Source organism: Nocardia altamirensis NBRC 108246 (assembly GCF_001612685.1).
In the GTDB taxonomy this organism is placed as follows: Bacteria; Actinomycetota; Actinomycetes; order Mycobacteriales; family Mycobacteriaceae; genus Nocardia; species Nocardia altamirensis.
In genome coordinates this window covers 1-21,009 of record NZ_BDAY01000048.1, presented here as the reverse complement: position 1 = coordinate 21,009, position 21,009 = coordinate 1, and the positions used below count along the sequence as shown (strand labels likewise).

Genomic DNA, 21,009 nt, shown 5'->3' with positions numbered 1-21,009 from the left:
CCCGGCGGGTACGCTCACTGCCGTGGCCGGACGACTCCCAGATCGCGATATCGCGGCGATACGTGACCGCGTCCGAATCGAAGACATCGTGGGGGAGTACGTCGCGCTGAAGCGCGCGGGTGCCGACTCGATGAAAGGCCTGTGCCCGTTCCACGACGAGAAGTCGCCGTCGTTCCACGTCCGCCCCAATCACGGCCTCTACCACTGCTTCGGCTGCGGCGAGGGCGGCGACGTCTTCGCGTTCCTGCAGAAGATGGAGCATGTCGGGTTCGTCGAAGCGGTCGAGCAGATGGCGGACCGGATCGGCTACCAGATCAATTACGAAGGCGGCGGCACCTCGGTGCAGCGCGACCGCGGCACCCGCTCCAGGTTGGTCGCCGCCAACGCGGCTGCGCACGAGTACTACATGGCCCAGCTGCGCGAGCCGGAGGCCGAGACCGCGCGCAAGTACCTCACCGACCGCAATTTCGATGCCGCCGCTGCCCAGCAGTTCGGCTGCGGGTATGCCCCCGCGGGTTGGGACACCCTGACCAAACATCTGCTGCGCAAGGGTTTCGAGTTCAAGGAGCTGGAGGCCGCAGGGCTGTCCAGACAGGGGCAGCGCGGCCCGATCGACCGGTTCCACCGTCGGCTGCTCTGGCCGATCCGCAACCTCGGCGGCGATGTCATCGGCTTCGGCGCGCGCAAGCTCTTCGACGACGACACCATGCCGGGCAAGTACGTCAACACCCCGGAAACGATCCTGTACAAGAAGTCTCAGGTGCTGTTCGGCCTCGACCTGGCCAAGCGCGACATCGCCAAGGGACATCAGGCCGTCGTCGTCGAGGGCTACACCGACGTGATGGCCATGCACCTGGCAGGCGTGAAGACCGCCGTCGCCTCCTGTGGCACCGCCTTCGGCGAAGAGCATCTGGCGCTGCTGCGCAGGCTGCTGCTCGACGACAACTTCTGGCGCGGCGAGATCATCTACACCTTCGACGGTGACGCCGCAGGCCAGGCCGCGGCGCTGAAAGCCTTTGCGGGCGACCAGAAGCTGGCCGGGCAGACCTACATCGCGATCGCGCCGGACGGGCAGGACCCGTGCGAGCTACGCCAGCATTCCGGCGACGGTGCCGTCCGCGACCTGGTCGCGCGGCGGACCCCGCTGTACGAGTTCGTGATTCGCGGCCTGCTCGCCGACCACAACCTGGATACCGCCGAGGGGCAGGTCGAGTCGCTGCGCCGGGCGATCCCGGTGGTCGCGCAGATCAAGGACAACGCGCTGCGCAAGGCGTACGCGACGAAGCTGGCCGGGTGGGTCGGCTGGGACGATATCCAGACCGTGGTGCGCCGGGTCGGCGAGGAAGCCAAGCGCAATCGCGCGGGTGGCGGCACCCGTGGCGCCGGCGGGCGACAGGCTGCCCCGGAAAGCGATGTGGTCGCCGAACATCCTGCGGCGCGGCCGAATCCGAACGATCCGACCCTGCTGCCGCAGCGGCAGCTGCTCGTCGCGGCGCTGCAGTATCCGGCGATGGCCGGGGCGGTTTTCGACTCGCTGGAGGCCGACGCGTTCACGCACCCCGCCTACGCGGCGGTCCGGCAGTTGATCGCCGAGGTCGGTGGCACGGCCGCCGGGCTCGGCGGCGCCGAATGGGTCAACGCCGTCGCCGATCGCACCGACGACCTGACCATGCGCGCGCTGCTCTCCGAGCTGGCGAATGAGCCGCTGCCGGTCAAGACCGAAGCCGGTCTTCCGCGTTTCGTCGCGGGCGTGCTGGCACGCACGCAGGAGGCCTGGGTCGGCCGCCAGATCGCCGAGCTGAAGTCGAAGCTGCAGCGGGTGTCGTCCACGGAGGAGCCCGAGGCGTACATGGCGTTGTTCGGGGATCTGGTTGCCCTGGAGCAGTACCGCAAGAGTCTGCTCACCCAGGCGATGGGTAGCTCTGACGACTTCGCCACCGGCGCTTAAGAACTCAGTTTCTCGGGGGCGAACGAACTCAGCCCGACGGCCTGGTAGCGCTCGACCAGTTTTGCGTATCGGCGTCGATTGCGGACCAGGGGAGTGTCGGTGACGACGGACGGAAGTAGCCGGTAGGTCAGTCCGAGAACCTTTGTCAGCGCCGCGAATTCGAAGTCGTGGCGGGCGGTCCACCGCATGCCGGTGAGGCTGCGGACGCCGGGATGCATGATGCCGAAGCCGAGGACGGCGGCGACATGCCCGGCGACCGGGGCGGCCAGCTCCCATGCGGGTGCGGTGACGCGTGGCAGGAAGTCGGGTCGCGGTGGGCGCCGGAGCAGGCCGACGACATTCTCGAGAGTGACGTTGGATTCCAGCTTCTCGCTGACCATGCGGTCGTAGTACGCGCACAGCTCCGGGTAGCTTTCCACGAGCCGGGATCGGCCGGGCAGTTGTAGTTGCTCCACCATCTCGCGGTAGCGATCCCAGACCGCCTGGTGGTCCGCGTCGCTGAGCCGCTCGCCGATCATGGCCTCGTATCCGCGCAGATGCATGAAGAACGTGCTGATCATGATCCAGTTCCACGATTGTGGATTCAGTGCGCTGTACCGAACTCCGTTGTAGCCAACGCCTTTCACATCGCGATGCAGGCGCTTGAGCCGGTCCATTTCCGCTCGCCGATCGGTGTCGTCACCGGCGAACGCGAGCTGCTCGGAGGCGGCCGATCGGATTGCCCGCCCGAACGCCTCCGTTTTGCGGAAACGACCGGTGTCCTCCAGCGCCGCGGATACTTCCGGCAGCATGGTCTGGTCGAACAGCGCGCCTGCAAACAATGCGACGAACACCGAACCGCTGAACCGCTCGAACTGTTCGAGGACAGGGTTGCGGGCCGCGCGATCTACCGACGGCAGGACCGACGTCGACTGGTGGCTCACAGGGCAGGTCATCGGTGAACTCCTTTGTTCCGACGCCGATCGCGTCGTGCCCGAGCATCTGGTGCGCTGCTGCACCAGATATTCTGGTGTCAGAGTGCACCACAATTGCGCACCGGTCAAGAGGTTGTGGGGGAGAATGCGGGAGATGGAATCACGGAGTTACGGCGGTGAGACCGCAGAACAACGCCGGACCCGACGCCGGGCGGCGTTGGTCGAGGCTGCGCTGGACCTGTTCGCCGAAGGTGGGTTGAATCAGGTCACCAAGCGGGCGGTTTGCGCGCGTGCCCGGCTCAACGATCGGTACTTCTACGAACACTTCGCCGACCGTGACGCGTTGCTGGCAGCGGTTGCGCAGGACATGACCGCGCAGGGACTGCAGGTCGTGGTCAGCGCGACCCTGGAAGCGCCGCGTGATATCCGATCGCAGGTGCATGCGGCCGCCGAGGCGTCGTTGGGGTTCGTGATCGCCGATCCGCGGCGCGGTCAGATGGTGTTGGCGGCCAGGGCCAGCCCGGTCGTCGACGAACTGCGCCTGGCGAGCATCCGGATGATCGCCAAGGCGATGGTCGCGATGAATCGAGAGCTGGCGGGCGACGCCGCGCCGAACGAACTCGACAGTGACCTTGCGGCCTTTGCCATCGTGAGCGGCGTGCTGGAGTTGGTCGCGGCCTGGTTGCGCGGGGAATTCGACACCAGCCGAGAGCACCTGACGGATGTCATCGCGACCATGATGCTCGGCGCTGCCAAGATCTCTACCGCGCTACCTGCGTCCGAGCAGTAGGTGCTGCGCAATCCGTTAGTAGAGCGGCGGTCGTCCGCAGCTCTGTTTCGGCAGTCCACGGTGATCACCACGTGGCTGCCCGATCAGTGATGATTCGGCGACAGGGTAGGTCGGCGACGGAAGCTGCCTATCCGTCGAGATGCTCAGCGGCGCAGCTGATCCTGCGGGACGAGGACGGTGGTGCGCTCATCGAGCGGCTCCATCGGCTCCAGTTTCGGGCGGGTGCTGAGTTTGTCCGACAGCCGTTGCCTGCCGATCAGCACCAGCTTGCGGGTCACCGGGCTTTCCGTCAGCGCACGGGTCGCCGCACTGATCTGTTCGTAGCGCGCGCGCCCGGCCTTGCTGCCGAGTACGTATCCGGCCGCCACGCCGATGATCAACCGCAGCATCTCGATGTGCTCCTCCCAGTTGCCTGTTCGCGCCCACTATCCTGCCCGACGTCCAGTGGGCCTGTCGATCCGGAGGGGTGCTCGGAGCGGTCGGTCTCATCGGACGGCGGATTGTGCGCTGGAAGTGGACGGTTGGGCATGTCTCGACTGCGCCAGTTGACCATTCAACCGCGGGGGTTCGGAACGGCTTTGCGTGGTCAGCCAGGTCCGCACATCGGACTGAGCGCTGGCGCGACATGCGGGCATCGCGTTGAGTCTTTCCCAGAGTGAACAGGACCGAGCTCGCTGCGAATCGTGCCGTACCGGCCTCTTCGAAAAGCACCCCTGCGCTGCTGCGGGTGCCCTGCAAGCCTGGTTCAGGAGGCGCGGAGTTCTTCCTGCCGGGCCCGATGCTCGTCGCACAGCAGGTGTCGGAGGCTGCGGCGGATATGCGCCGGATCCAGTCGTTGTGCGAAGGTCAGATTCTCGTTGCGCCAGCAATCGCCGCATGCGAATTCCGTCATGACGGCCTCCTCGTTCCATTTGCTCAGCGGGGTAGCTGAGGACTTCCCAATTCGCCTGGCGCTCAGCACAATGTGTTCATACCCTCGCCGGATGGTTGCCGTACCGTTACCGCCGCCAGCAGGCTGCCGAGTGCCACTTTCATGAACCTCTCATCCTGAGCGTCGATCGTTGCGGTCATGCTGCATGGGACGACCTTTCGAGTAAACATCGCGCGGGACACTTGCCTCGTATCGCTGGCCGCGGTACTCGGCGTACTACTGGTCGCCAACCCCGTCCTTCCGGACCTCGGCGGCGTCAGCCAGCTCGTCTGCAGCTTCCTGCCCTGGCTGCTGATCCCCTCCCTGCTCCTCGCCACCCTCGCTCTCGTTGTGCGCTCCGTCGTCGGCATGGCCGCCGTCTGCGCCCCGCTCGTGGCCTGGTCCATCCTGTTCATCCCCCAACTCATCGACCACCCCCATGCCTACGCAACCGGCGCCGAACTCCAAGTCGCCACAATGAATCTCGGATCTAACGGTACGGCAGACGAATTAACCGACGCCGCAATAGTTTCCGTCCAAGAACTCACCGGCCGCAACCGCGCCGCCGTCGCAGCAGCCCTCGACCCCCAGCACCCCTACACCGCCACAGTCGGCACCGTCGGCCTGTGGAGTCGCTTCCCCCTCACCAACATCCAACCCCTCGACCTCGGCCAAGGCTGGCCCCGAGCCCTCCGCGCCGAAGCCGACACCCCCTTCGGCGACATCACCGTCTACGCCGCCCACCTGGGCTCCACCCGCCTCGGCGAAACCGCCTCCCGCAACCGCACCCTCCGCACCCTCACCGACCTCGTCACCCAAGACCACTCACCCCGCCTCCTGATCCTCGGCGACCTCAACACCGCCTCAACCGACCCCCATCTCACCCCCTTGACCACCGACCTCCAAGAAGCCCGCACCGGCCTAGCCTTCACCTGGCCCGCCCCCTTCCCCCTTACCCGACCAGACCACATCCTCACCCGAGGCTTCACCACCCGCGCCGCCACCGTCCTCCCCGCCAACGGCAGCGACCACCGAGCCCCCACCGCCACCCTCACCCCACATGTCAGCAGGTAGCGACGCGATTTGGGCCGTCGCCCGCCCATACGCTAAAGTTTCTCCTCGGCCCGCCCAATACGGACAGGCCAAGATAGTCCCCTATAGCTCAATTGGCAGAGCAGCCGACTGTTAATCGGCAGGTTTCTGGTTCGAGTCCAGATGGGGGAGCCTGATCGGCCCCTGACCAGCCTTTATACACCTGGTCGGGGGCCGAACTCGTATCGAGACGCTGAGCCGTGGAAGAACCACCACTTCCGTCCGTCGACAATGAACGCCGGTGAGTGGTCCGGCCGCAGGGCCCGAGCGCTCGCGGCGTTGGACGTTTCCGGCATTCTTCGTGACCTACTTGATGTCGGTCTATTGCGCGTCGATGGTGGTCACCCCCAAGCGGAGTTGCATCCCATCGAGCCCGGCACCGGCGTAGTGCGCACCGATGACGTCGGACTCGAACCAGAAACCTGCCGATCAACAGTCGGCGGCACGGCTACCGCATCGGCGGAGACGGTGCCGCCGGTAGGTGATTGTGCCGATCGAGTTGCTGATGGACGATCCGCTTTCTGGGTCGACCGCGAGCGAAAGTGGTGTGGTGACATAGGAATTTCCTATGGGGTCTGCTGAATTCTGGTCTTTGCTTGTCGTTCTCGTGCGGACATACCGTGAAACAGCTCGACGAGGTGCTCATCGCGTTTCTGAAGTTTCGCGTTGGGGCATATCGATTCCTATTTGCGTCGAGCCGATACACATGTAGTCGAGAGGACCAGTGGCATGACCACGATCGAGAACGTTTCAGGGACAAGAGAACTTGTGGGGAAGCGGGCCTTGGTGACGGGTGGTACTCGCGGAATCGGAGCGGCTGTTGTGCGTCAACTTCTGGACGCGGGCGCCGAGGTGCTGACGACCGCCCGGTCGGCGACGAGCATTGGGCCGGCAGGGTCGACGTTCGTGGCGGCCGACGTGCGGACGCGGGCTGGGGCGGAGGCGTTGGCCGCTGCCGCGCGGGAGGTGCTTGGTGGGGTGGACATTCTGGTCCACAACGCGGGTGGGGCGGGTCCGTATCAGGGCGCGTTGGCGATCCCGGATGAGGCGTGGCAGGACGCGCTGGATTTGAACTTCCTGGCGTCGGTGCGATTGGACTCGTTGCTGGCACCTGCTATGCGAGAACGGCGTTCGGGGGCGATCGTGCATATCTCTTCGGCCGCGGTCCCCGCCGTGGTGCCGCCGTTCCTGCACTACACGACGGCGAAGGCGGCGCTGGAGAACTACAGCCGGGGATTGGCTGCGGAGTTGGCGCCGTTCGGAATTCGGGTCAACACGGTGTCGCCCGGTCGGACCGCGACCCCAGGCGGTGAAGCAACGCGGGAACAGTGGGCACGCCTGGAGGCGGGGCCTGGTGAGGACAACACTGCCCCACCGCTGGGCCGAGATGGTCAGCCCGATGACATCGCCAACGCGGTGTTGTTCCTCGTATCCGGCAAGGCGAGCTGGCTGACCGGAAGCAGTCTCGTCGTCGACGGCGGCGAATTCCCCAGGGGCTGAAGATAAGAACGGAGGAATCCCGACATGAGTGCATACCGCGACAAGAATGTAGTGATCACGGGCGGCGGCAACGGCATAGGGTTCGCGCTGGCGGAACTGCTGGTGAAAGGTGGAGCGCGCGTGGTGATCACCGGCCGTTCGCAGACCACGCTCGATGCGGCACGGGAACGGCTGGGCGAGAACGCGATTGCCGTCCGAGGTGATGTCGCCGAACTGTCGGATCTGGCGGCTCTGGCAGACCGGGTGCAGGCTGAACTCGGCACGATCGAGGCCCTGTTCGTGAACGCGGGTATCGCCACCCTCACCCCCTTCGAATCGACGACCGAGCAGATGTTCGACGAGCTGTTCGCGATCAACGTCAAGGGCGCCTTCTTCACCGTGCAGAAACTCGCCCCGCTGCTCAGCAACGGAGCGGGTGTCGTCCTCACCACCTCGAACGCGAACGTCATGGGCCTGCCGGAGACCAGCGTCTACGCGGCGGGCAAAGCGGCGCTACGGTCGATGGCCCGCAGCCTCTCCCGCGAGCTGCTTCCGCGCGGAATTCGGGTCAACGCGATCAGCCCCGGCCCCATTGATACCGGAATTCTGGAGAATTCGATGACCGCAGCGGCCGCCGAGCAATTCAAAGCCGATCGGGTTGCGGACAATCCTATGCGGCGTTTCGGCAGACCGGACGAAATCGCGAGGGCGGCAGCATTTCTCGCCTTCGATGCCACCTACGCGGCAGGCACCGAGTTCGTCGTGGACGGAGGTGTCACCCAGCTCTGAGCGGGTTCGTGCCAGTTCTCCGCACGCAGGAGTTCGAGCAGCGTCGTCTCCGCCGGACCTGCGTCCTGCCGGACCACGGCGACGACGGGCTGGAACACGGCCGGGACTACCGGGCGTGCGAGGTGCTCGTAACCGTGGGGCACCGCGGAGGCGGGGACGAGCGTCACTCCCAGTCCATGGGCGGCCCAGCGTGCGGCGGTAATCGTCTGGGACACACGGGCGGCCGTGGTCGGGGTCAGCTCGTTGTCGCGCAGCACGCCGGTCAGTACGCCGTCGAGGGCGCTGTCGCGGTCGAACCGCACCCATGATTCCCCTTCGAGCTCAGCCAGCTCGACTCGGTCTGCGGCGAGCAGCCGGTGCCCGGCGCCCAGCATCACGACGAACTCCTCATAGCCGAGGTGGTGGGCGTCGGCGGGGCCGCGCTCGCAGGCCGCCATGAAAGCGAGATCCAGTACCCCCTGGCGACACAACCGCTCCAGCTCAGCGGAACTCGGCTCCTCGAAGACGGTGACCTCCAGTCGAGGGAACCGCCGACGCAGCGTGCTCAGCACGCCGGGCAACTGCCGGGTGCCGAACCCCATCTGCGCCGCGACCACCAACTCACCCACCAGTTCATCGGCCCCGGCCCGCGCCGTCGCCCGCGCCCGCCGCGACGCGCTCACCGCGACCTGCGCTTCCCGCAGGAACGCACGACCCACCGTGGTAGGCACCAGTCCGGTCGGTGTGCGAGCGAACAGTGTCACGCCGAGTTCCCGCTCCAGGTTGCGGATCTGCTGGGACATCGACGGTTGAGCGACGTGCAGCAGTTCCGCCGCCGCAGTCACCGAGCCCGCCTCGGCAACGGCCAGGGCGTATTCGAACTGACGAAGGCTCATCGGCTGCCTTTCCTGGGCGGACCACCGCCCGGCTTGTTGTGATCGCTGTAACAACAAGCGCTACAACGCCGGAGGCGCCGCGTTTACTCCGCCGGTCTGCCCGCAGTTGGTCAGCGTTGCCCGGTGATGGCTGTGTGCAGTTCGGCGGCCGTCTCGATCAGCTCGTCGACGTTGTTTGTGGTGAGTTGGAGGTCGAACATCACCTCGTGTGCGCCTGCTGTCTCTAGGTCGTGTGCGTACCCGGCGAGCTGGGCGATGGAGCCGCGGCGTGGGACCAGTTTCGGGTCGACGTCGTCGGTTTCGACGGCTGGGTTGATACGGACGACCAGGCGAAGGGCTGACGGGTCGCGGTCGTTCTTCTCCGCGGTTCGCTCGACGGTGGTCCACATTCCGGTGAGTGCAGGAATAGGGAGCGGGCCTGCCAGCCAGCCGTCGGCTCGGCGCCCGACCCGCTCCAAGGTCGCCGGAGCGTGGCCACCGAGCAGAATCGGCGGCCGCGGTGTCTGCCGCGGTTTCAGGTCGATACGTGCGTGCGGGACGGTCCACCGTTCGCCGACGTACTCGACAGGTCCTGGGGCCCAGGCTGTTTCGAGAACATCCAAGGTCTCTTCGAGTCGTGCCCCGCGCCCGGGCCACGGGACGCCGAGTGCCTCGAATTCGTCGGGCGACCAACCGAGTCCGATCCCTACGTCGAGTCGGCCGCGACTCACCTGATCCAGCGAGGCCACCGTCCTGGCCAGCAGCATCGGCGGCTGCCACAGAGCGTTGAGTGTGTTGGTGCCCAACCGAACCCGGTCGGTCACCCCGGCGGCGACCGTCAGTACCGTGAGCGGATCGAGGAAATGAGCGAACCCCGGCGGTATTTGACCGCCCGGATATTGCCCCCGTGGCTCACTGGCGACCAGCAGTCGGTCACCGACCCACACGCTGTCGAATCCACTCGCTTCGGCGAACTTCGACACCGCCACAATCGCCGCCGGGTCGGCGAAACCTCCGTACTGCGGGAGAGCAAGACCAATACGCATCCCTCGAGGTTAAACCAGCAATTCGGGATGCTCGATTCGTCGCTGATTGCTTGATGATTCCCTGATGAGCTACAGATGATCCGTCAACAGACGTCAGTAAAGGTGCGTCCGATGTACTGGTCGACAATGGGGCAGTGACGAAACCTCCGCAGTTCATCGATGGTGCCCGGATCCTGTGCACAGCGGACGTCCGTGGAGTCGTGCCGACAGGGTCGGCGCGGCATACGGTCAGTGGACAAGTCGTCGAGCATTTCACCGGTCTGGCGATTGCGCGGTACGACTCTGATCCTGGTGTCTACCTGTTCTACTGCGACTCGGGGTGGAACTGCGTAACCGATACTTGGCACGCTGATGTTGCTGCTGCGGTCGACCAGGCGAGATTCGAGTTCGGCTCAGTCGAATTCGTTGCCGAGACAACGTCGGAGACGCCGCTGGCATAAGTCGAGGCGTGGTAGGGGAGCTGTGTTCGGGTGGTGGCAGTGGGGCTGGGTTCTGACGGGTTGGTGGCAGGGCCTGTACAGGGGTGGGGGGAGGTCTTAGATTCGGGGGACCGTGGGGACGGTGCTGGGAGTGTGCCGTTTCTGAGGGGTCCTGTAGTCGTATGGGGGAGGGTTTATGGCCGGGCCTGTGGTGTTTTTCGGGGGATCTGTTGTGACGGGGGAGGATTCGGCGGGGGTCGTCGAGGCTGTGCTTGTTACTGGTGGGCGGGTTGCTGCGGTGGGGGGTGAGGTGGAGGTTCGGCGGCGGGCGCGGGATGTCGGTGCGGCCGAGGTGGATTTGGGTGGGGCTACGTTGGTGCCGGGGTTTATCGATGCGCATCATCATTTTTTGTTCGGGGCGTTGGATCGGCGTAGTCCTGACCTGCATCGTGTTCCGGCGGGGGCGGGGGTTGCGGACATATTGGGATTGATCGAGCAGCATGTGGTGAGCACGCCTGGGACGGGGTGGGTTCGGCTGTTCGGGTATTCGCCTGCTGATTTGCGGGAGCATCGCCATCTGACTCGGGAAGAGCTGGATCAGGTGTGTCCGGATCGGCCGCTGCTCGTTATTGCGTTGGGGATGCATTCGGGGTCGCTCAATAGTGCGGGGTTCGATGCGATGGGGTGGCTGCCACCAGCGGATGTACCGGATGGTGGACGGATTCCGTTTGGTCGCAATGGATTACCTCGGGGTGAGGTGATCGAGTCGGCGTTGTATCTGGCGGAAGCTACGTCGCGGGGATCGTTGGTCGCGAATGGGGGTGATGCGTGGCTTGTCGAAGCTCGGGCGCATGGGCGGGATTTGGCGGCGTCCGGGATTACCCGGGTGGGAGATGCCGCTGTCTCGCCGGAGTTCGATGTGCTGTACGAGCGTGCGGTCAGTGGTGGCATGCTGCCGATTACGGTGCATCGCATGCCGATTGGGTCGGAGTCGCTGATGGCGGCGCGGACGACCGGGCCTGCCACTGGTAGTGGTCCGGCAGGTAGCCCTGTCGGAGCGGCGAAGTTGTTTCTCGACGGTGGTGAGGCGTGTGCGGTGTGTTTGTCGGTGGGGGAGACTGTACGCATGCTGGGGCGGCTTGTTACCAGTACGGTGGGTGGGGGCAGTCTTGCTGCTGTTCGTGCTGCTGTGTCCGGCAACATGATTCGTCCGGGGCGTGATTTCAAGATGCATCGCGGGATGTTGTTTTGGGATCAGCGGGCGTTGGAGTCGACGATTGTCAGTGCCGCCGAGCACGGCTTGCAGACAGCTCAGCACGCGATGGGTAATGCGGCGATCGCGCAAGCCACTCGCGCACTTCGGGCGGTCGGCGACCGGCTGGACAACCTGCCCGGTCGACCGCGGCTCGAGCACACGTTGTTCTGCGGGCCGAACCTTGCGACCCGCATCGCCGATGTCGGTGCGATCGCGGTGGTTTCACCGATCTGGCTCGACGAACTCGGTGAATCGTTCAGGGGCGCAGCATCATTGGTGCCGGACCTGCCGCCGATACCGATGCGCACATTGGCTGCCGCCGGTGTCACCCTCGCCGGGGCATCCGACTATCCTTCTGCGGATTATGCGGTGCTGCCTGCCATTCAGGCTGCGGTGACGCGGCGTATCGCCAGCGACGGAACGCTGTGCAGTCCGGAGGAGGCGGTCACTGCCGAAGAGGCCTTCCGCGCCTACACGATGGGATCGGCCGCTGCACTCGGCGTCGACGACATCGCGGGCAGCATCGCGGTCGGCAAGCAAGCGGATCTCGTGATCCTCGACAAGAACCCTCTCGAAGTCGAACCGGGCAGCATCGGTTCGATCCGGGTGCTGCGAACCTATGTCGCAGGCAAACTCGTGCACGGCGACCGCACCATCGTCGGCTAGCGTCGAATCTCGTTGCGCGACAGCACTACCCCGAATCCTCTGCGCGTCGAGGACGCAGCGCATACGCCGGGACCAGTTGGTCGGCTACGTGCAGATCCGGCCGCCCGTCGGCGTACTGCACCGTGAACGTCACCCGGCCCATCCAATCCCCGTCCACCGTCGGCACCCAATGAGTGAGCACACCGGGACGCTCACCGCGCATGATCACGCCTGCCCCGTTGATGTGCTTCGGGGTCCCCGGGTCGCGGATCACGATCGCTTCCAGCCGCACCCACACCGGCCGCGGTGGATAGGTCACCGTCCGATAGAAGTGCCCTGTCGCGTTCGGATACCTCAACTCCGGCTCCGTGCCCTCAGTACGCGGCACGTCATCCGATGTCGAACTCATGTTCGAATGGTAGCGCTTCGAAATGGTCGCGCGACAAGCGGCATGTGGCGTGTCCGGTCGGTTCCGCAGCGCGTCGATTCCGTCGGTCCTGAGCGGGGCGAGGCGGCGTCGTGCCTGGTGGCGGTGGATGCGCCGACCTGTCGGCGCAGTTGACTACGGGCGATCGGTCAGCGATAGCGGCTGCCACGCCGTGTGTCGTGGTCGCAGCTTCCGCCGCTGCGGAAGCTGCTCGCACCACGTCGAGGAAGTCATCGGATGTCGATCTCGTCAACGAGGTGGAAGGGAAGGCTCTTGCGGCGCCGAACAGAAACACGCTAGCCGTTGTGAAACACTAACGGTTAGCGCTAGTGTCGAGGCATGAGAGCAGTGCGCTTCGCCGAGTACGGCGGTCCAGAAGTCCTCGAGCTGACAGAGGTCGCCGAGCCGCATGCGGGCCCAGGTCAGATACGCATCGCCGTGCGGGCTGCGGGCGTGAATCCACACGATTGGCGGGTCCGCGCCGGCCAGTTCCAGCGCATCAAACCGATGGAATTGCCCGCAGGCGTCGGACAGGACGCGTCCGGTGTGGTGGACGAAGTCGGTGCCGGTGTCACCGGTATCGCGGTGGGCGACAACGTGTTCGGTCGAGGTTCGAGCACCTACGCCGAGCAGGCCGTGCTGTCCTCCTGGGCGCGGCTGCCTGACGGATTGAGCTTCGCCGAGGCGGCAGGCTACCCGTCCGTGGTCGAGTCGGCGCTGCGGATCATCCGCATGGTCGGGGTCCAGCCCGGGCAGACGCTGCTGGTGAGCGGCGCGGCCGGTGGCGTCGGATCGGCGGTGTTGCAGATCGCCCGCGACCGTGGCATCAGCGTGATCGGCACTGCCAGTGCCGCGAACCAGGACTACGTGCGCAGCCTCGGCGCCGTCGCCACCACGTACGGCACGGGCTGGGTCGAGCGGGTGCGGCAGCTCGGCCGCGTCGATGCCGCTCTCGACCTGAACGGTGCAGGCGTCATCTGCGGACTCCTCGACCTGACCGGTGATCCGGAAAAGGTGATCACCATCGCCGACCTCGAGGCGCCGATGCTCGGCGTCCGATTCGCCGGCGTCGGCGGCAGCATGCCCGAAGCGCTCGCCGCGGCGGTCGATCTCCTTGCGCGCGGGCAACTGCACATTCCGGTCGACCGGTCATACCCGCTGGCCGAGGCCGCGGTGGCACACGCGGATAGCCAAGCCGGACACACTCGCGGTCGTCGAGTCCTGCTCGTCTGAGCCGCGAGCCCGCGTTCCGCCAGCTGAAACAGCTGGCCCGAGACCCGATTTGCAGAAGTGTAATACCCAGGGCCGCAACGCTTCTCTAGTAGCAGACAGGCGCTCGGTGAAACGTCGGGCGGCGGAAGCGTAGTCGCCCACCTCCGCACCGGGTCTGTAGTTGGTCGATTGATCACTGGGAACTGGTGGCGGCATCGCCCGAGAAGGCTCCGCCACCAGTTCCCACTCGGCGCGAAACCACCCCTCTGGGCTGTCGACCCAGCTGGTCCTCGGCTGCGACAAGCTGCGGGCGAACGGCAGTGGACGCCGAGATCTAGAACTGGGTGGCCTCTCGCGCGGGACGGATTTCGTCAAGGGTGCGCGACTTGCCAGGCTGACCGGGGCCGGTCTGTGACCAGGTCCCGTGTCCCGGCTGCGGATGCACTGGTCGCGGAGAGCTGCGCGATCCATGGTTTGCCTGGGAAGAGCTGGACGTTCCTCGTTGTCGTGCAGACTCTTTCGCAATGGTGGCGCAATACGCGAACGCGAACGAGTGCTGGCAGGTCGACAATGTCGATCGATCCGTGCCGTGAGGGTGTTACGACCCTTTACTTGGGGGATTGCTGATGGGCATGCGTCTCATCGATCATTGGCGGTAGACCGGATGGCGGTCGATCGATCGAGAAGGTGGGGGATGTCCAGTCTTCGGGGTTTACAAATATTCGTGCTTGCCGCGGCGGTGCTGATGGGGTCGGCATGTGGTGGTGGGAACGAGGAACGGCCTGCGGCGACGCGGACGCCGTTGCCGAGCAATACGAGTGCGCCGGTGTCGACTTCGGCGTCAACCCCGCAGCCGTCGGCCAATCAGCCTGCGCCGACCAACAAGCCGCCTGCCAATCAACCGGCACCAGGTAACAAGCCGCCAGCCAATCAACCTCCGGCCGATCAACCGCCGCCCGGCAACCCTGGGCAAGGCACCGCGTTCATCCGTACCCGCACACTTTCCGGCGCGCCGGTGCCGAACGTAGCGGTCGTGCTGCGCCAGGTGCAGCCGTGTAACCCTGCGCCCAAAGACATTCCGCCAGGGTCGACCGAGTTGCAGCGCCGCGACGGTGTCACCGACGCCGACGGATTGGCCACCTTCACCGTGCCCGTCGGCTGCTATTACTTCGGCCTGAACAAGGACAAACTGCCGACCGATCCGACACCGGTCCCGGAGGGGCTCCATAGCTTATTTCTCGTCAACGACGGAGACGTGACCTCCGGCACTCTTCGCTTCAACGAGCCGGCACCGTCCGCGCTGTGTGAGTCCAAGAAGGTCGTCGCCGAACTCGACAACGTCTACGAACACCTCCGCGACCTGCAGGCCGAGGTCACTGACTGCGATGGCAAGTGGGCTTTCATCTCTTGGCCGAAGGCGCTCGGCGACAATGCGCGCATCATCCGGCGTGGCGGCGACCGCTGGTCCACTTACGTTGCCTTCCCACACGATGTCTGCCGGGCCAAGGCCGTGGCCGACGGCGTCCCCGGCCGGCTGCAGGACAGATTCCCTGCCTGCTGAGGCGAGCGTGCGCTGTTCCTAGGCTGACCTGTGTGAGCGAGGAAGGGTGGCACTGGGATCCGTCGCTGTACGCCGGGAGTGCCGGATACTACACGCAAGGACGCATGCCATACCCCGAGGCGCTCGCTGAGGCTTTGGCCGTTGCGCTCGGCCTGGACGGTTCGGGTCGTCTCCTCGACGTCGGCTGCGGCCCTGGTTCTTTGACGTTGTTACTCGCGGACAGGTTCGAACAGGTCGTCGGGATCGATGCCGACCAGGGCATGATCGACGAAGCGTGTCGGCTGGCCGACGAGGCCGGGATACGCAATGCGCAGTGGATTCGGCTGCGCGCTGAGGAGCTGCCCGCCGAACTCGGCAGCTTCACGGTGGCCACCTTTGCGCAGTCGTTCCATTGGATGGATCGGCCCAGGGTCGCGGCAACGGTCCGCGGCATGCTGCGCACCGGTGGCGCCTGCGTGCATGTGCATGCCACAACACATGAAGGGGTGCAGAGCACGAGCGTGTTACCGCACCCACGGCCGCCGCGCTCGGCGATCACGGAGTTGGTTCGCAAGTACCTCGGCCCGGTCCGTCGGGCGGGTCAGGGGTCGCTCCCGTCCGGCACGGCAGGGAACGAGGCGGAGATCTATCGGGCCGCAGGGTTCACGGGACCGTGCCGAATCGAAGTACCGGGCCGGATCGTCACCCGGGTGAGCGACGAAATCGTCGCCGCGGTCTTCTCGCTGTCCAGCTCGGCGCCGCATCTGTTCGGCCGTGCTCGCGCCGAGTTCGAGGGCGAGCTTCGGCAACTCCTGAGCAATGCGAACCCGGGCGGGGTGTTCAGTGAGCAGGCGCGCGAGATCGCCGTCGACATTTGGCGGCTGTAGCGCGAATCCCCGTGGGCTTGATGATGATTGCGAAAGGAGCCAACGCTCCTTTCCACTCTCAACATATAGCGCACCGGGGGGCTTGCGGCAAGACCCAGGGCATGCCGCAGAATCGCTCGTCGAAGCTAGATCGTGTGTGAATGGGAGTGTGTTGGTGTCGACGACTGGATCGTTCAAAGCTGTGGCGAAGGATTTCGAGGGGGAGCGGGCCGTGGACGCCGATGTGATCATTGTGGGTGCGGGTCCGGCCGGACTGATGTTGGCGGGCGAGTTACAGCTGGCCGGCGTGCGGCCGCTGGTGTTGGAGCGGAATCCGCAATCGCGTGAGACGCCGAAGGCGCACGGTATCGGCGGGCAGATTCTGGAACTGCTGCGTTATCGCGGTTTGCTGGACCGCGTCGCGGAAGCCGCCGCCGGTCCGATGCCTGCTCCGCGGTTCCCGTTCGGCGGCGTGCATTTGGACTTCACGCAGCTGGAAGAATCGCCGATGCAAGCGTTTCCGATTCCGCAGGCGCGACTCGAGCGGCTGCTCGCCGAACGTTTCGCCGAACTCGGCGGTGCGGTTCGTCGCGGGCACGAAGTGGTCGGGGTCAGCCAGGACGGCGACACGGTGACCGCCGAGGTGCAGGGGCCGGAGGGCGCGTATCAGCTGACCGCCCGCTATTTGGTCGGCTGTGACGGTAGCCGCAGCCGAGTCCGCAACTTGGTCGGCATTCCGTTCCCCGGCACCAGTTATCCGGAGGTCAACCGGCTCGCGACGGTCACCATGCCCGATTCGGTGACCACCTTCGACAACGGCGATCTCAACGTCCCCGACGTCGGCAGGGTTCCGCTTGGTTTCAATCACACCGAGGGCGGCACCTTCGCGCTCGGACCGCTCGTCGACGGTGTTGTCTCGTTCCAGACCACCGAAGAAGATCCCACCGAAGTCGATGACGATGTGCCGCTGACCATGCCCGAACTCCACGACAGTGTTCGCCGCGTGCTCGGTGTCGACCTGCCGCTCGGCGAACCGCTTCGACTGTCGCGCTACCAGTTCCAGGCGCGCCAGGCCGAACGGTACCGCGACGGGCGGATCATGCTGGCCGGTGATGCGGCGCACGTGCTGCCTGCCACCGGCACCGCGATCAACGTCGGCATGCAGGACTCGGTCAACCTCGCATGGAAGCTGGCCGCCGCGGTGCACGGGTGGGCGCCGGCCGATCTGTTGGACAGCTATCACGACGAACGTCATTTCGCGGGCGAACGTGCGCTGCTGCAGACCCAATCGCAGGTGGCGCTGCGACGCGGGCTCGATCCGGCCGCCGAGGCGCTGCGTGAACTCTTCCAGGAACTGCTGCGCGACGAGCAGGCGTTGCGTCGCATGGGCGCCCTGGTCGGCGCCGTCATCCGGTACCCGTCTCCAGACCAGCACCCGCTGACCGGCACTTTCGCACCGAACTTGACGCTGCACACCGAGCAGGGCACCACGAGCGTCGCCGAACTCATGCACGCCGCACGCCCGGTCTTCCTCGACCTGGCCGATCGGCCAGAGCTCCGCGAGGTCGTCCGAGAGTGGCACGATCGCATCGACCTCCACATCGCCAAGTCCGAAGACCGACCGGCCGACGCCATCCTGATCCGCCCCGACGCACACATCGCATGGACCGCAACCGGCGACGAGTCTGTCGATGCCGCCGCACTGCGCGACGCCCTCACGCGCTGGTTCGGCACGCCTGTGCAAGCGGCCCCGACCAGCGACCGCCACTCCTAACCGACCGGGCCGTCACAAAAGGCGGCGTCACGGTGACCGAATAGCGCAGGAGGATGGGTCGGCGAACGTGTCGATCCATCCTCCTGCCGTTCTCTGGGCGACCTCCTCGGTGGTCGTTCGGACCGTATGGTCGCCGACATCTGTGGCCGACGGACTTGGTCGTCAACCCGGTTCCGCCGAATGTGTGCGGAGCCGGGTTTGCTCGTTGTGGGCGGGCGCCTGAAAGCCCAAATGGACGCTTGGTGGCAGCCCAAAAAGTTTGCTGGAAGATCGCTACGATGAGACATCGTGGGTGTGACATGATGTAACAGGCATGGCCTGTCAAGGGGGATCCGCGTCAAGATCTCGTAGGGGTTTTCCGCGGCGGATTAGTGCGGATAGGGCGTTTACCTGCGCGGATAGTTCATTTGACCAATTTGTTCGTTGACGGGGTTGTATGGCTTCCCAACCCTGTACTCATGGACAAAATCAAGAGCAGCGCGGCGTTAGCTGCAATGTTTCTGCTGTCGGCAGTGTGCATGGCGGTGATGGTGGGTCCGGCCTCGGCCGATCCGCCGCCCGCCGGCTGCACCTCCGACTACGCCGTGCCGAATCAACTCACGGTCACCTGTGAGCCTGGGGCCGGCGTCGGTCAGCACGCGTACATCCGGTGCCGCGACATCGGCGGCGTCCTGCACACCCGCATCGGAACCACCGTCGGTGCCAATGGCGGATGGTCGCGCGCGGTCTGCGCGACCGGTGAAAGCGGACCGGTCTAACCAACGAGGTCGCCTTCCAGAGAGCTCTGCGCTCAGCCTGCTCAGTCGGAATCCAGCTGTGTCTTCGCTGCATCAGTGTTCGATCGAAAGGTTCATCCCCCATGTCTGCAGCCCACGAACGTACAACCAAGCGCGCCGGGCGCCATCGCAAGGAAGTGAAGCGCAACCGCAAGGGTCTCTACGCCGCGGCTGCATTCGCCTCGATGGCCTCGGTCATGATGTCGGCCGGTCGTGCCGCAGCCGATGCGCCGACGCCGCCGCCCATCCCCGGCGAGTTCATGCACAACTTGAACAAGACGGTGCCGGGCCACGACCCGATGTCGAGGACCAACACGGTGACCGAATTCGGCCGAGGGGTACCTGACATCGGTGCAGGCGTGCCCGACCTCGGTGTCGTCGCGCAGCATCTCGGCCCGAACGGGCAGAGCCTGGTTGACCAAGCGCTCAGCGCTGTGGACGGCGTGACCGGAGGAAACCCGAACGGCGACAGCCTGGTTGACCAGGCGCTCGGCGCCTTGGACGGCGTTACCGCGGGCACTCCGGTCGAAGGCGCGGCCGACATGATCCGCAACTTCACCGAACCGAAGCCGCAGACCGCGGTCGACCCGGCCATGGCTGCCGATCCGACCAGGCCGGTCGCCACGACGCCTGCCGCCATCACCCCGTCATCGGGCCCGCTCGGCTTCGTGTCGCCGCAGGTTTCCGAATTGGCTGCGGTCGCTGAGCAGGTGATCAGCCCCGGCATCGATCTGAAGCAGCTGGCCACCTGGGCCGATCAGACCTTCCCGAGCGGACCGCTGCGGCAGCCCGTCGAAGACCTGATGTCCTTCGTCAGCCAGGCGATCGAGCAGGCGGGCTCCCGTCGCGATCCGCAGGGCAACCCGATCGAGGACCTGATCGATCAGGCCCGCACCCTCTTCGACTTCCCGAAGGACGGACCCGATCCCATTCAGGGACTGCGCGAAGCGCTGGCCCCGGTCATCGGCCAGGTGGGTGGCGCAGGTGATCCGTTGCAGGCACTGCGCGACGCTATCGCTCCGCTGCTCGGCCAGACCGTCGGCGCAGGAGATCCGTTGCAGCTCTTGGCCGACGGGATCCGTCAGCTCATCGCGGACCCGGCGGGCACGCTGCACGCGGCCTTGGCGCCCGCGCTCCGGGACCTCGGCAATGTGCTGAAGGAAAACACCCGCCACAACGTGGTCCTGCCGCTGCTGGCGATTCCGTTGATCATCGCCGGCGTGATCGCCGCGGGCATCGTCGGTGCCCTGGTGGTCGGCGCGATCATCGTGGTCGCTGTCTTGGCCGCGCCGTTGATCATCGGTGCGCTGATCGTCGGTGGCGTGTTGCTGGTCGGTGCCGCGCTGGTGGTCGGTGCGGTCGCACTGGCCGTGATCGCGGCGCCGGTGCTGATCGTCCTTGCCCTCGGCGCGCTGGCGGCGGTGGTCGTGACCGGAGCCATCGGGCTCGGCCTGGCAGGCATCATCACCCTCGGCGCGCTCGCGCTCACGGCGGTGGTTGCCACGCTCGGCATCGGTCTCGTCGCGCTGATCGTGGTGGCGCTGCTCTGGTGGACCGGGCCGATCGCGTTGGTCATCCTCGCTGTCCTCGGTGTCGCCGAAGCGATCGTGCTCGGCGTGCTTGCCTTCGCCGCCGTGGTTGCGCTGCTGGTGTACGGCACCGCGAACCTGATCGCGCTGGCGGCTCTTGCGCTCGCTGCGGTGATCACGGTCGGCGCGCTGATCTTCGCCTCGGGCGCCGCGGTGGTCGGCTTGGCCTTGGCCTCGCTGGCGACTCTCGGTGCGCTCGGCGTCGGCGTTGCGGCGACCCTCGCGGTGCTCGCGCTCGCGGCACTGATCGTCGTCGTCTTCGGCTGGTGGACCGGGCCGTTCGCGTTGGTCGCGCTCGCCGCCATCGCGGTGGTCGCGGCGATCGTGGTCGCCGCTGCCGTGGTAGCCGCCCTCGTGATCGTCGCCGTGCCTGCGGTCGCCGCGGCGATCGTGATCGCGGCTGCCATCGTGACCGGGTTGGTCGCGCTGGCCGGTCTGGCGTTCACGGCGTTCGTGGTGACCGCGATCCTCGGCGCACCCGTGCTGCTGGCTGTGGCGGTGCCGGTGCTGCTCGCGCTGGCGGCTCTCGCTGTCGGCGCACTGCTCGCGGCTCCCGCCCTTATCCCCATCGCGATTGTGCTCGCGGTGCTGGCTGCGCCGTTCATCTTGGGTGCGTTGGCGATTGGTGCGGTGGTGCTCGGTGCTATCGCGCTGGCCGTGCTGGCTGCGCCGTTCATTCTCGGT

The 21,009-nt window shown here is 66.1% G+C and carries 18 protein-coding genes and 1 tRNA gene; 13 read left to right on the top strand and 6 right to left on the bottom strand.

Annotation, left to right across the window (positions count from 1 at the left end; translation table 11 throughout):
- Positions 1-22: 22 nt before the first annotated feature.
- Positions 23-1,948, top strand: coding sequence for a DNA primase (dnaG, locus tag NA11_RS24370; RefSeq protein ID WP_069164304.1), 1,926 nt, complete (start codon positions 23-25; stop codon positions 1,946-1,948).
- On the opposite strand, the gene NA11_RS24365 is transcribed toward dnaG, so the two are convergent.
- Positions 1,945-2,883, bottom strand: a complete 939-nt coding sequence (locus NA11_RS24365; protein ID WP_069164303.1) for an oxygenase MpaB family protein — start codon at positions 2,881-2,883, stop codon at positions 1,945-1,947. The genes dnaG and NA11_RS24365 overlap by 4 nt on opposite strands.
- 133 nt (positions 2,884-3,016) lie before the next feature.
- Between NA11_RS24365 and NA11_RS24360 the strand changes: the two genes are divergently transcribed.
- A complete protein-coding gene (locus NA11_RS24360) occupies positions 3,017-3,652 on the top strand; it encodes a TetR/AcrR family transcriptional regulator (RefSeq protein WP_069164380.1) in 636 nt (211 codons plus the stop codon).
- A 143-nt stretch (positions 3,653-3,795) separates the two neighbouring features.
- On the opposite strand, the gene NA11_RS24355 is transcribed toward NA11_RS24360, so the two are convergent.
- Both NA11_RS24355 and NA11_RS45790 read right to left on the bottom strand, forming a co-directional pair.
- Positions 3,796-4,041 (bottom strand): hypothetical protein, encoded by a 246-nt coding sequence (locus NA11_RS24355; RefSeq protein WP_069164302.1) that lies wholly within the window; start codon positions 4,039-4,041, stop codon positions 3,796-3,798.
- Positions 4,042-4,397: 356 nt separating this feature from the next.
- Positions 4,398-4,544, bottom strand: coding sequence for a hypothetical protein (locus NA11_RS45790; protein WP_167837714.1), 147 nt, complete (start codon positions 4,542-4,544; stop codon positions 4,398-4,400).
- Positions 4,545-4,721: 177 nt separating this feature from the next.
- Here NA11_RS45790 and NA11_RS24350 point away from each other — a divergent pair, with 177 nt between their 5' ends.
- The 4 genes from NA11_RS24350 (at position 4,722) to NA11_RS24335 (ending at position 7,922) form a co-directional block, all read left to right on the top strand.
- Entirely contained in the window at positions 4,722-5,636 is a 915-nt protein-coding gene (locus NA11_RS24350) for an endonuclease/exonuclease/phosphatase family protein (RefSeq protein WP_069164301.1), read from the top strand.
- Between the two features lie 77 nt (positions 5,637-5,713).
- Positions 5,714-5,786: transfer RNA gene (locus tag NA11_RS24345), tRNA-Asn, on the top strand.
- A gap of 597 nt (positions 5,787-6,383) precedes the next feature.
- Positions 6,384-7,154 (top strand): oxidoreductase, encoded by a 771-nt coding sequence (locus NA11_RS24340; RefSeq protein WP_069164300.1) that lies wholly within the window; start codon positions 6,384-6,386, stop codon positions 7,152-7,154.
- 24 nt (positions 7,155-7,178) lie between these two features.
- The gene (locus NA11_RS24335) at positions 7,179-7,922 is read left to right on the top strand and encodes an SDR family oxidoreductase (RefSeq protein ID WP_069164299.1); all 744 of its coding nucleotides are present in this window, start codon (positions 7,179-7,181) and stop codon (positions 7,920-7,922) included.
- On the opposite strand, the gene NA11_RS24330 is transcribed toward NA11_RS24335, so the two are convergent.
- Positions 7,871-8,797, bottom strand: a complete 927-nt coding sequence (locus tag NA11_RS24330) for a LysR family transcriptional regulator (protein ID WP_069164298.1) — start codon at positions 8,795-8,797, stop codon at positions 7,871-7,873. The genes NA11_RS24335 and NA11_RS24330 overlap by 52 nt on opposite strands.
- 110 nt (positions 8,798-8,907) lie before the next feature.
- A complete protein-coding gene (locus tag NA11_RS24325) occupies positions 8,908-9,822 on the bottom strand; it encodes a TIGR03619 family F420-dependent LLM class oxidoreductase (RefSeq protein ID WP_069164297.1) in 915 nt (304 codons plus the stop codon).
- A gap of 615 nt (positions 9,823-10,437) precedes the next feature.
- On the opposite strand from NA11_RS24325, the gene NA11_RS44110 reads away from it, so the two are divergent.
- The gene (locus NA11_RS44110) at positions 10,438-12,162 is read left to right on the top strand and encodes an amidohydrolase (protein ID WP_084655022.1); all 1,725 of its coding nucleotides are present in this window, start codon (positions 10,438-10,440) and stop codon (positions 12,160-12,162) included.
- 25 nt (positions 12,163-12,187) lie between these two features.
- Here NA11_RS44110 and NA11_RS24310 read toward each other — a convergent pair whose 3' ends face one another.
- A complete protein-coding gene (locus NA11_RS24310) occupies positions 12,188-12,550 on the bottom strand; it encodes a hypothetical protein (protein WP_245746137.1) in 363 nt (120 codons plus the stop codon).
- Positions 12,551-12,907: 357 nt separating this feature from the next.
- On the opposite strand from NA11_RS24310, the gene NA11_RS24305 reads away from it, so the two are divergent.
- The 6 genes from NA11_RS24305 to NA11_RS24280 form a co-directional block, all read left to right on the top strand.
- Positions 12,908-13,801, top strand: coding sequence for an NADP-dependent oxidoreductase (locus NA11_RS24305; protein WP_069164294.1), 894 nt, complete (start codon positions 12,908-12,910; stop codon positions 13,799-13,801).
- A gap of 673 nt (positions 13,802-14,474) precedes the next feature.
- Positions 14,475-15,341 (top strand): hypothetical protein, encoded by an 867-nt coding sequence (locus NA11_RS24300; RefSeq protein ID WP_245746135.1) that lies wholly within the window; start codon positions 14,475-14,477, stop codon positions 15,339-15,341.
- A 32-nt stretch (positions 15,342-15,373) separates the two neighbouring features.
- Complete coding sequence (locus NA11_RS24295) at positions 15,374-16,207, top strand: class I SAM-dependent methyltransferase (RefSeq protein WP_069164293.1); 834 nt, start codon at positions 15,374-15,376, stop codon at positions 16,205-16,207.
- 154 nt (positions 16,208-16,361) lie between these two features.
- The gene (locus NA11_RS24290; protein WP_245746133.1) at positions 16,362-17,960 is read left to right on the top strand and encodes an FAD-dependent monooxygenase; all 1,599 of its coding nucleotides are present in this window, start codon (positions 16,362-16,364) and stop codon (positions 17,958-17,960) included.
- Positions 17,961-18,418: 458 nt separating this feature from the next.
- The gene (locus tag NA11_RS24285; RefSeq protein WP_069164292.1) at positions 18,419-18,718 is read left to right on the top strand and encodes a hypothetical protein; all 300 of its coding nucleotides are present in this window, start codon (positions 18,419-18,421) and stop codon (positions 18,716-18,718) included.
- 101 nt (positions 18,719-18,819) lie between these two features.
- The coding region (locus NA11_RS24280; protein WP_439957093.1) for a hypothetical protein at positions 18,820-21,009 on the top strand (2,190 nt) is incomplete at its 3' end.